The sequence below is a fragment of the Parafilimonas sp. genome, from assembly GCF_047606085.1.
Classification (GTDB): domain Bacteria; phylum Bacteroidota; class Bacteroidia; order Chitinophagales; family Chitinophagaceae; genus Parafilimonas.
The window spans coordinates 1-12,535 of record NZ_JASGEX010000130.1 but is presented as its reverse complement, the minus strand read 5'-3'; the positions used below and the strand labels follow the sequence as shown (position 1 = coordinate 12,535).

Sequence of the window (12,535 nt, the reverse complement as noted above, 5' to 3'; positions counted from 1 at the left end):
TTATTTTTTCTGTTGTTCATAAAATCTTCTACTTTTAAGTTAAGTATAATATGACGTATAATTATAGTACATTTGTAAATGGTTTTACAAATGTACTATAATTATACGTCATATTATACTTAACTTAAAAGTAGAAGATTTTATGAACAACAGAAAAAATAACAGAAAGCAGGTGCAAAAATATTTTCATGTAAGCCACATCAGATATGCAGCCTAACGAAAAGATAAGCCCTATTTTACTAAACGATTAATAAATAGAAAATAAGCTTACTTTAATCTACTTATAATCCAAAATATTTTGCAACTCCTTCCACGATAAGCATGTGCCCCTTTTCATTTGGATGATTAACCCATGACATATAAGGTTTAATAGAACCTTCCTTTTGTAAAACCTGTTCGAAAGAAGAATAGCTGTCTGCAAGTCCTGTATGATAAGCACCGGCAAGATTTCTTATTTGCGAAGCATGTTGGCGTAATACATTATTACTGTCAGCAAGGTTTATGCGCTGATCAGGCGACGGCGTAAGCAAAATTATTTTTATGCCTGCGGCCTGCGCCTGCTTTATCATTTTCTCCCATGCAGCCTTTGACTTATCTAATCCTATACCAACATCATTCAACGCATAATCAATAAATAAAACATCCGGCTTATAAGCGAGAACCTCACTAAAACGCTTCTGGCCGTCAACCGAGTTTTCACCGCCTTTTGCTGTAACAATTATATTGATCAATGCATAAGGGTATTTTTCTTTTAATGCCTTAAGCACCAGGTAAGGATAAGAGTACAGTGTTTCCACACGATGGTCATTCCAGTAACCACCCGGAACAGAGTGCCCGTGAAACACCAGGTTGATCGTTCTATTCTTAGGCCATTGGATATTGAGCTGTTCAACAATTTCTGATAAATATGTTTCAGACGATGCTATTTGCGCAGGAAGCGGCCGTGCTAGTAAAAGCATTATGCAGACGCATAAGAAAATTTTCATAATTAAGTTTTTTGTAAATGGCAGTTTCCTTTGTTCCTTACCAGGAAACCACAAGATCACCTGTTACATTTTCAATCAAAAAATACTTTCCGTATGAATCATTTTTTAAACGGAACGGATATTTCCCTTTGCGCCAGGGGTAAGCCGAGTTTACATAAGCATGAAAATGCGTCTCATCTGTGTCGCTATCTGCATATACTCTTACTGTAGCCGATTTAAGACCGCTAACCTGATAGCGTTTATTAATATCTTTTTCACCGGAGTGCAATTCTTTGTGAGAAACCATACCTTCATTTTGTTCTACAAAAATGCGGCATATACGGTTCCAGGATGTTGGCATTGTATAAGATGAAAAACCCTCTTTTAAAATTGTTTCAAGACCAAGCAGCAATGGAGCGCCCTGTATAAATTTAAACCGCTCTTTTACGGTGCTGTTGGGGTTATAACCGGAGAAAATAAATGCATTAGCTGAACGGGAAATGGTTAAAACAGGACTCTTAATTTCAGGAGAAAGTTTATCTACAGCAATCGTTAAACCAAATTCCTGCAATGCATATCGCAACAGAACCGGCCCTGAAAAATATTGCGACGGATCATCGGGCGTAAGCAGCCTGCCGCCGGTAAAAATGCTGCTGTTGGTACCTCTTATATACAATACTTTGCCGCCATTCCATTCCTGTAATTGCCTAACCCATGCAATATCTCTTGCCTGGTTGTCTTGTTTTACTTGCGAAAGTATTTTAGTGTGTTTGTCATTGCGGTCAAGCAAAACGGTTGCAATACCGCCGCCATTAAAGAGGGAACGATGATTTATTTTTGAAGGGAATTTTATATTCAGCTGATCGGGCTGATCTTTTATCTCCAGGTTGAATATGCCATCCAGCGGTTTTTCGTTTTTAATGTTCAGCAGCTTAAGAAACTCCAGGCTTGCGTGGTCTGCCGGGCCAAAAACAATCAGCTTTCCTCCATTTTGTACAAATTGTATTAACTTTTTTTCGAGTGGTGTTCCGGCATCCGGGACAATTGTAATCAATACCGATTCTTTAAATAATTCCGGTTGCCTGGCAATTACAGATTGAAAGATAGTAGTTGATATTACGGTATTTAAAGGCAGCCCGTTATTAATGGCCTGGCGTATAAACCAGTCGCCATAATACACTTCTGAAAGCCTGCCTTTTTGCGTATAAGCCCAGTCATGGTATTCATCAAACGGATAAACCCAAACCAGCGGGCCCGGTGCTGTGGGCATATCATAACGAGCCTTTAAAATATGGGGTATCACTTCATCCGGCACCTGGGCAGGCATGTTGCCATGTGTATCATCAATCGTTAAAAAGTTCAGTTGCGTAGGTACGCAAATGTTGCCGTTTTCATCTATCCGGCTTACCGACATGGGTAAATAAATATCATGCGGTTCCCTCCCATATCTGTCAAGCCAGGGGCTGTTCAGCCACCAGGGATCATGGGTGTAATAACGGAAGGGAAACCTGCTATCCGGCAACTGCGCCATGCGGGACATGTAACCAGCCATTTCCAAACCAAAATCACCATCCAGTGCCGCCCATGGTGAATTAGGCGGCGGCAGCATATTAAACCCTCCTTCATAAATGGCTTTCAGGTTTACTGCATCGCGGGCAAGGTCTGTACCTACTGAAAGGTTTGTTCCTCTTGTCTGAATTGGAAAATCGGGACATTCAGCTCTGAACAACTTCCAGAATTGTAGTATCTTTTCTGAAAAGCCCGGCAGTTCATCCTGCTTAAAATCTTTTCCGGTAAAAGTGGCGCCGGTAGATGACCAACCTTCTGCACCAAATCCAAAACCATTGCTGAACCAGATGTAATCAAACTGCAGATCGGTTAAGAAATGCTGGCTTTGCCTGCCAAAAAAGGTTCCGAAAGGCGTGTTCTCCGGTATGCCATCCGGGAAGCCGGCATACTTTTCTTTATCACCATTTAAAACAGCATAACAATTCACAAAAGTTTTATGGCCCATAGCACTGCCGCCTAATATTTCCGGGTGCCTTTTGTATTTGAATTCAGATTTGGCAAACTCAGGCCCCGGGTCGAATGTAGCACCCACCAATACCGGCTTGCCGGTTATTTTTCTTCCTTCTTCTTTTAATGCCTGTACTATAAACTTCAGGTCGCCATAATTAAATTTCGGCGGATTGTCAATATAGAGATATGCCCTTTCATGGATGGATAATTCTTCCGGGCCGGAGCCTACCTCATGATCTGTATTGGGATTACCCATGTACATTGACCATTCCAGGCGTTGTTGCATATCACCTTTATAGTCCAGTATTTCTGAACCATCGCCCGTCCATAACATCACGGAAACAGTATCCGTATGCCTTAATAAAGATTGCCACTGTGTAAATATTTCCCGGGCAACGGCACGTATGTAATTATCTTTTTTAACCTTAAACGGTTTTAAAGAAGCTTCCAAAACAATATTGTGAAACGGCTTTCCTTTTAACGGTGCAAGTTCATATTGTGCAAACAGGTAAAACGGCAATGCAGCCAGGAATATTCCAGCAATTATTTTTTTGTACATAGATATTTGCTCTTCTGTTCAATAACGTAAAACAAATCAGTATCCTTCATTCTGTGTCAAATCTGAATTTAACTGGATTTCCGATAAAGGAACCGGGAATAATGTTTCGTATGGCTCTATGGCAAAGCCTAGCCCTCTTTCAACATAATAGGCATTAACAACATCCCTTAACCTACCGGTACGCAAAAGATCGAACCAGCGGTGGCCTTCAAACATAAATTCCACCCTTCTTTCCCTTTCCAATGCCAATGCAGTCGCAGCCTTATCAAGGCCTGTTAAACCTGGCAAACCTGCCCTTTGTCTTACCAAATTTATTTCAACCAGCGCTTCTGCTGTTTTATCTAAATTATTCAATGCTTCTGCATGCATCAACAGCACATCGGCATACCGCAGTACTGTAAATGTAACAGCCCCATCAGAAGTGGAAACAGCTTCCCAGTCCACAAACTTTAGTGCATAGCGGGAATAAGATTTTGTACCATCTATAAGTGGTACCGAATCATTTACTGAGGCTGCTTTTCTTTCATCTCCCGTTTCATACGTATTGAACATATTGAGCGTAGGTGTAATTCTCCCTGAGCCCTGTGCATTGCCGGGAAATAAAGCCATACTGGTGATAGCCGGCGTGAAAACGGCTGAATAATTATTGCCAAGGCTTTTGCCGCTAACAAATTGTATCTCAAATATAGACTCATCAAGATTGTTGTTACCTAATGAAAAAAGCGAGGCATAATCATCATGTAATTTATATTGACCAAGGTCTATAACCTCTTTCAATTTTGCGGCGGCCAAATCGTAATTGCCTCTTGTAAGATATACTTTGCCCAGCAAGGTTTTAACCGTGCCAATGGAAGCCCTTGTTTTATCACTGTTCAATGTTGCCGGCAATAGTGATTCAGCGCTTGTGAGGTCGTCAATGATCACGTTATACACTTCATCCACGGGTTTGCGGGTTAAATCGGCGGCCAGTATTTCTTCCGGGTTGGTAAACTCTTCAAATGTAACCGGAACTTCACCAAACAATTGCACCATGTAAAAAAAGCTAAGGGCACGCAGGAATTTTGTCTCGCCAATGATTTTGTTTTTATCGGCTTCCGCAAAATCCACACCTTCAATCCTGTTTAAAATGGTATTGCATTTTGATATGGTTTTAAGGCAGGTATTCCAGATGCTGTTTACATAACCATTTGAAGAAGTAAGGGCATTCTGTTCCATCTGCATTTCATCAGTTGATGGCGAAGACCAGTTAATCTCGGCATTATCTGTTCTTAAATCTGCTGCGTACAGGATAGCGCTGCCGCTGTATAAGTCCCGGATGTTAGAATAGGCGCCAAGCAATGCCCTTTCAAAGTCGTTTTGATTATTATAAAATTCATTGTCACTCATCTGGCTGTTGGGGGTAAGGTCAAGAAATTTTTTGCAGGAGGTCAGACCTGTTACAACCAGGAGAATTAAAAAATATTTCGATTTCATGTTTTCTGGTTTTTAATAATTAAAATGTAACCCTTACACCCAGCGAATAAGTCCTGGGGTTGGGATAGGCAAAAAAATCAACGCCGGCCATGCCTACATTATCGCCACTCGTTGTTATTTCAGGGTCATAGCCGGGATAATCGGTGAATGTGATAAGGTTTGTAACATTGGCAAATACAGATGCTGCCTGGATATGTACCTTATTTGTAAACGAGGCAGGAAGTAAGTAGCCAAGGTTTATATTTCTAACCCTTATGTACGAACCATCAAACAAAAGCTTTGTTGAGTTGGTGCCAAAACCAAAAGCATAATCGTTCCGGATGGCCCTTGCTATTTTACCTGCACCGGGTTCTTCCGGCGAACGCCACCTGTCTGCTACCATTGCCAGTTGGTTTTGAACACCCGCTGCGTTTAAGAGAACTTCCCCGCCCTGGAAATACATATCATTTCCCTTGGATCCATAGATGTCTATACCGAGAGAAAAGTTCTTATAAGAAAAATTATTACTAAAGCCCCATGTAAATTTGGGCCAGGGGTTACCTACAATAGTTTTATCTGCCTGGGTGATGGTGCCATTTCCGTCAACATCCTCATACCTGTAGTCGCCAGGCTGCACTTTAGGGTTCTGCAACGGGCTTTTCGATATTTCTTCTTCGGTCTGAAAAATGCCAAGTATTTTCATCAGCCTGAAACTTCCTATAGGATAACCTACCTGCGCCACCTGGTAATCCGATGTGCTGATTATTGCATTTTCCGTATTTAATTCCAGTACTTTGTTCCTGTTAAAACTGATATTAAAATTAGAGCTCCATTTAAAATTTTCACCCACTATGTTATCTGTATTCAATGTAAACTCAAGGCCTTTATTTTCAAGCTTTCCTATATTTTGAACAGAAGAAGAAAAGCCGGAAGCAGCAGGTAAAGCAACAGAAAGCAATAAATCTTTTTTAAGGCTTCTATACGCATCTACAGTCAATGAAATACGGTTATTAAACAACGATAAATCAAGACCGATATTTGTTTGATGTGATTTTTCCCACCGAAGCAGGTTATTGGCAAGAGAAGCAGGTACCACGCCGGAAACAACCTGGCCGTTTGAAACAGTGGACGATATGCCCAGCAACCCAAGGCTGGCATAATTACCGATAAGGTTATTGCCTGATAAACCGTAGCTGGCGCGGATTTTCAATTCATTTATTGCCTTTATATTTTTTAGGAAATTTTCTTCTGAAATGCAGTAAGCTGCCGATACGGAAGGGAAAGTTCCCCATTTATTATCTGAACCAAAACGGGAACTTCCATCACGGCGCAGTGTGCCCGTTATAAGGTATTTATCATCGAACGCATAATTTAAGCGGGCAAAATAGGAAACCATAGACCATTCAGTAGTGTAATCAGTTCCATCGCTAACAATGCCGGCGGCAATTAATGGAATATCATCGGTAGGAAAATCAGTGGCGCCAACCTGTACCACATCATCAGAATTCTTCTGAGATGAAAGGCCAAGTAAAGCATCAAAGCTGTGCTTTCCATTAACTACTTTTTTATAGTTCAGTGTATTTTCATTCAGCCAGTTCAGCGAATTATAGCGTGTTACACTGGCTATAGCAGCGCCGGTCCTGCTGGTAGCAATGCCAATTTTTGAAGACTTCCATAAACGCGTTTGATTGCTGGAATAATTTACGCCGAAGGTTGATTTGAATGTTAGCCCGTCAGCTATTTTATATTCAAGGTAGTTGTTGGTAAATACGCTGGCATTTTTTCTTTTGTCAGAAAATTCATCATTAATAAGCAAAACATGTTCTACCGGAATACCTAATGGATCAGAAAACTCAGAATAATAATTGCCGTTTTCATCATAAACAGGTATGGTAGGATCGCTTGCTGTGGCTGCAGAAATTAAACCCCGGTATTGCAAATGCCCTTCAGCCCGGGCAAAATCGCCGTAGGAATAAGTACCGGCAAACGACACCCCAAGTTTTAGCCTCGAAGTAAGGTCAACATCAAGATTGGCCCTTGTATTGAATTTTTTAAAATCTGAACCGATGATAATTCCATCCTGGTCCATATAACCGCCCGATACAAAATATCTTACGCCATTTTTGTTGCCCATTGCGGAAAGCTGGTAGTTCTGCACCAGGGCTTTTCTGAAGATCAGGTCCTGCCAGTCTGTGCCTTTGCCAACAAACTGTTCAGGGTTTCTGAATGCAGGTTTTACATATTGACCTGTACCCCGCACACTGTTGGGGTCAGAGGCATTTCCGCCTAAATAAACCCAGGCATTATCCCTGCCATCTGCAACAAACTGGGCATACTCGCTGGCGCTTAGCAAATCAAGTGTTTTCTGCACTTCCTGCAAGCCGGTAGAATGTTCAAAGCTAATGCTTGCTTTTCCGCTTCTTCCTCTTTTTGTATTGATGATAACAACCCCGTTGGCGCCCCTTGAACCATAGATGGCGGTGGCAGAAGCATCTTTTAATATCTGTATTGATTCAATGTCTACCGGGTTGATACTGCTTAGCGGGTTGACCCTGTTAATACCGCTCACGCCCATTAACCCGCTTACAGAGTACGATCCGGATGCATAACTGCTTACATTGCCACCGCCGCTGGTACCAATTGCATACCCATCCACCACATACAATGGCTGATTGCCACCGGTAATGGAATTTACGCCCCGTATTAATACATTCACCGTTCCGCCAGGAGCGCCGGATGTTTGGTTAATTTGCACGCCGGCCACCTTGCCCTGCATCATCTGATCGAAAGTATTTGCTGCCGGTATGGGCACAAGGTCTTTTGCAGTTAAGTTTGCAATGGAACCTGTAAGGTCTTTTTTACGTTGCGATCCATAGCCGACAACTACTACATCGTTCAGTCCGTTTTCATCTTCAACAAGCTCAACAACTACAGACGTTTTGCCTTCTACCTTTAATTCACTAGGTTGATAGCCAACATACGTTGTAGTAAGTGTTGCACTTGCGGGAACCGTAATTATAAAGTTCCCTTCCGCATCAGTTAATGTACCATTCTTTGTGCCTTTTTCAACAATACTTGCACCTGACACCGGCGCAGAGGTGGAAGCATTCGTTACTTTTCCTTTAACGGCAATTCGCTGCTGGGCTGTTACAATCAGGCAGCATGAAACCAGGTTGAATACCAGTAGCGCCAGTTTCTTCGGCAACATTTTGTGTAACCCGAGTTGTTTCATAATGGAATAATTAGAGGTTTGTAATTGATTTTCTATATGGCTTTTAGTTTTCTGTGGTTTGTACAAGCGCAGTTTCAATGCCAAGGTATGCCCCTATTTTCTGAATGGTTAAAGCATGATGGCCAACGCCTAATGCAAAGTGGTGCGTTGGCCCTTCTTTCATCCACCGGTACAGGAATGTTCTTACATCCGGCTTAAAGAAACCTCTGGTATTGGTGTTGCCGGTTGGTGGAATGGGGCCGGCAACAGATTCTCCTTCCGCTATAATAAATTTTAGTTTACCGTTATAGGTGGAACTGATACTGAGCATGGTGATCGGTCCTTCCTTTATTTTAAATTCTACGCTGGCGCCGGAACCATATTTTCCATGGTATTTCTGAAGGCTTCGCAGTACGGGCTTACCATCTGCAATAGCAATGTTGTGCGGGCCATCGTGACCCACAAGCACAAAGCCTTCATTAAAATCAACAGGATGAAATTCTGCAAAGCTGCCACCGATGCCAAGCCTGTCCATAATGAACATGGCGAAACACGTTTTAAGATCGCTTTCGCCGCACATAGGAAAACCACGGGAGGTAAGCAGGGAATTGCCTACGATGAGGTTAGACATTACAAGGCGCTCAAGGCTGTTTTCTTCCCCTTCATAATAATAGGCCAGTCCGTCCAGTTCTTTTTCCTGTACAAATTTCTGAAGCGCTACCGTGGCCTTTGCCGCAGTTTCAAGGTCTGCTTCGTTTAACTTTTCTGCAATCGGGTCAGATGAAGGATCGGGTGTATCAAAAAAGCTTAAAATATCTTCTTTTAAAATTGATACAGTGGCATTATCGGCTTCTTTAAATCCGGAAACAATCCCGTTCGCTTCGCATTGTACTATATGAGCGCCAAAAAATGCGGTAAGCATCGTAGCATCCGAATGCATATCCAGCATGGCTTCTATGGGGTGGCCAATATGCCCGATCCTGGCGGTTTTTAAATCGTGCAGTACTTTGGCAATCCGGCAAAATTCAGCCACCCTGTTGTCGGCTGCTTCATCGTTATGTAAAGTACCGATTATCATTTCAGGCACGGGCTTTCCCATCCTGGCAGCTACACCAGCAAATTCGGGCAATGAACATATATCATCGTTATACAATTGCATGTAGGTCGAAGCACGGGAATAGTCCATGGCTTTATCAGGCTGTAATGCCACCAGCACAATGGGTATATCTATGCTTTTAATGATGATGCCAAAAGTGCTGGAGGTAGCGTAAGTCACCATGTCGCAAAAGATCATGTCAAGATTGGCGGCTTTTAATTTTGGCACTAATTCATAGGCTTTCTGAACCGTATCAATCAATCCAAAATCAATCACTTCAACGGCACGCGTTTCTATTTTTTCAATAAAATACTGTTGTTTTTTATACATGTCTTCAAGCAGGCCTTCAAACTGTGCCCAGTATTTATAATAGGCTACACCAAATACGCCGATGCGTGCAGGGGAATGAGACTGCCGCCGGCTGATAGAAAAATGACCTTGCTGGTTTGTATCTGTACTCATGTTAATGCTTTGTTTTAAATTCTTAACGCACTAAGTTTGAATGGTTAATATTATTCTTTCCTGTTGTTCTAACAGTTATTTTAGTTTTAATGGCGATATTTTAGGAATACATAAAAGTAGTATCACAAACCCCAGGGGATACATAATACCTGATAAAATCCATAAAGGTGCATAGCCCGCACTTGAAACCATTTTACCGATCATCGGATTTACCAGCAATGCCGAAAGGGTGCCCGCCGTACCGGAGATGCCTACAACTGTTGATGTGGCAGCCCCTCCAAAAACATCTGCTATAGACGTTATATAATTGGTTATCCAGAAACCGTGGGCAAACGTAATTACCGCCATCAATGTTATGGCAAGCTGAACAGAAGAAACAAAAGCAATCAGGGGCGCTACCATGGTAAGCAATGCCGCAACGCCCATAACAGTTTTTCGTGACTTGTTCAGGGAGAATTTAAACCTGGATATAAGCTTGTCTGAAAGCCAGCCGCCGATAATATTTGATATCCCCAGCGTGAGAAATGGAATCCAAAACAGGTTTCCTATCTGTTCATAAGCCATGTTTCTTTCCGAACTAAGGTATTTCGGTATCCAGAACATGAGAAAATACAAGACGGGATCAAGTAAAAATCGGATAACGACAAAAACCCAGACCTGCTTCACCCGCAAAATTTCTAAAAAGGGAATTTTTGTTTTTGAAAGGGGGTTCAAATTGCTCTCTTTCAATGATTTTCGTTGCGATATGCAAAGCCAGCCAATTACCCATAGTAAACCAATGATTCCCGGTAGTACAAAACTCCAGCGCCAACTATGGTTGCCCGATATCCAGATAGTAAGCGGTGGCGCTATAACAGCACCGACCGCTGAACCACCGATTGCTATACCGTTGGCCAAAGCCCTTTCTTTTTTTCCAAACCACTCTGATACGGATTTTGCAGCTCCGGGAAAACATCCTCCTTCGCCCAAGCCAAGCAAAAAACGAAAGGATGCCATTTGAATGAATCCGTTCATTACACCATGCATTATATTCGCCGCCGACCATACGCCAACTGAGCACGCCAATCCAAGCCGCCCACCGTACCGGTCAATAAGCCAGCCACCCACGGTAAACATTAGTGCATATCCTATTAAAAAGCTGGTATTTATCCATCCGTATTCAACATCTGTTAACTGAAATTCGTTCTGTATTTCAATAATAGCTACAGATAACACTTGCCGATCAAGGAAACTTAGTCCTGTGGCAATAAACAGAAATCCAACAACAAGCCATCGCAGTTTAATATTATTCATAATAGTTAACGCACTAAGCAATCAATGAGACAAATTTACCTGTTCTCTTCAAACAACAAAATTTATTTTTAAATATTTTAAAACGCTGTCGAAAAATAATTTACAGCTTCCATATTAATATTCTCAGTTCGCAGTCTTCGATGATTTGCGCAGATCATCAACCAACATATTTCCCTAAATGCATCACTTAGGGAAAGTTAGAGTGTATCAATTTTATAATAATTACCTTAGTGCGTTAATATTATGAAGGAAGAAGAAAAACATAAGTTTTTAATGATCAGCCGCCAGATCATTGATAAAATACAGCAAGGTGAATATTTGCCCGGCGATAAAATACCTTCTGAAAATGAAATTATCAACCAGTACCATGTTAGTAATACCACAGCGAGGAAATCGTTATTGGAAATTGAGTTGAAGGGATGGGCAAGACGTATTAAAGGAAAAGGCACTTTTGTTTTGAACCGCACGCAGGACCGGCATTTGTTACGTACGCTGGGCTCAATAGGAGATACTCGCATTGGTTTTCATGAGAAGCTAAAAGCAGAAGGATTTGAACCCAAAAATATCATTCTTGAAAAAACCATTTTTAACGACGGCATATCTTCTGAAATAAACGGCAGGCATTATATAATTGAGGGCCCCGCATTAAAAGTGCATCAGTTAAGGTATGCCAGCGATATTCTGATGAAAGATGAAATAAAATATATTTCGCTTACACTTTGCCCTAAGATCAACTTACTTCCAACTGACGTCTCCCATTATAAACTTTACGAGGAGAAATACCAGCTTGGTAAGCTGCATATTACGCAAACTATGGGTACAGACATTTTTAAGCCAGGCGATGAAGAAAATAATTTTGACAATACAATTCCGATACCTGTATTTGTCCTTGACAGCGCTATACTAACTTCTTATGATAAAGTCATTGAACTGGAACGTTCTTATTATCGTGGGGATAAATACAGATTTGCGATAAACGCACACGGAGAAATCTAAACTTAAAGTTCATACAACTATGAATATTAATAGCCATAATTTATGCCCTGACTTTTACTTTAACTACTAAGCTGAAGGTAAATTGCAATTCATCAACTTTTCCTTTTCCATCTTCGGCAGGTAAATTTTTCTGTTAATTAAATTTTGTATATCCAGCTTCACCTTGAAACTATTACTCACCATCTGCTGATTTTCAATACTTTAAATTTTAGATTGCGGTATAGCGGCATCAATAAAATAGAAACATGATTTCAAATACCCGGGGTAAATTATAAAGTATCTTTTAGCACAGCCTGCCAGGCCCCACGTAGAGGTTTCGTGTACAGGCGTCGGCAGGGAGGCCGTCATGGTGGCTGAAGGCCAGTAATAATCAACAGCTGTATTGATCTGGTCACCGCTCATTACTTTCAGCAGCATGGCTGCGCCTATTGCCCCGCCGGTGGAAGACTTTGTTACAAGCTTAACATAGCTGCCATTGGTTG

General features: G+C 41.5%; 8 protein-coding genes. 1 reads left to right on the top strand and 7 read right to left on the bottom strand.

Translation table 11 applies throughout. From position 1 onward, the window contains the following. Positions 1-281: 281 nt before the first annotated feature. The 6 genes from QM629_RS11660 to QM629_RS11635 form a co-directional block, all read right to left on the bottom strand. Positions 282-959: an SGNH/GDSL hydrolase family protein gene (locus QM629_RS11660; protein ID WP_415160049.1), complete on the bottom strand. Its 678-nt coding sequence runs from the start codon at positions 957-959 to the stop codon at positions 282-284. A 64-nt stretch (positions 960-1,023) separates the two neighbouring features. Then, on the bottom strand, positions 1,024-3,543 hold the full coding sequence (locus tag QM629_RS11655) for a hypothetical protein (RefSeq protein ID WP_415160048.1): 2,520 nt from the start codon (positions 3,541-3,543) through the stop codon (positions 1,024-1,026). 36 nt (positions 3,544-3,579) lie between these two features. Next, positions 3,580-5,016, bottom strand: coding sequence for a RagB/SusD family nutrient uptake outer membrane protein (locus tag QM629_RS11650; protein ID WP_415160047.1), 1,437 nt, complete (start codon positions 5,014-5,016; stop codon positions 3,580-3,582). Positions 5,017-5,035: 19 nt separating this feature from the next. Further along, entirely contained in the window at positions 5,036-8,227 is a 3,192-nt protein-coding gene (locus QM629_RS11645) for a SusC/RagA family TonB-linked outer membrane protein (protein WP_415160046.1), read from the bottom strand. 43 nt (positions 8,228-8,270) lie between these two features. After that, positions 8,271-9,764 (bottom strand): hypothetical protein, encoded by a 1,494-nt coding sequence (locus tag QM629_RS11640; protein WP_415160045.1) that lies wholly within the window; start codon positions 9,762-9,764, stop codon positions 8,271-8,273. A 75-nt stretch (positions 9,765-9,839) separates the two neighbouring features. Further along, on the bottom strand, positions 9,840-11,057 hold the full coding sequence (locus QM629_RS11635; RefSeq protein WP_415160044.1) for an MFS transporter: 1,218 nt from the start codon (positions 11,055-11,057) through the stop codon (positions 9,840-9,842). 243 nt (positions 11,058-11,300) lie between these two features. Here QM629_RS11635 and QM629_RS11630 point away from each other — a divergent pair, with 243 nt between their 5' ends. Further along, the gene (locus QM629_RS11630; RefSeq protein WP_415160043.1) at positions 11,301-12,053 is read left to right on the top strand and encodes a GntR family transcriptional regulator; all 753 of its coding nucleotides are present in this window, start codon (positions 11,301-11,303) and stop codon (positions 12,051-12,053) included. A 201-nt stretch (positions 12,054-12,254) separates the two neighbouring features. Here the strand turns inward: QM629_RS11630 and QM629_RS11625 are convergent. Continuing rightward, a partial coding sequence (locus QM629_RS11625; RefSeq protein ID WP_415160042.1) for a hypothetical protein occupies positions 12,255-12,535 on the bottom strand: 281 nt, incomplete at its 5' end.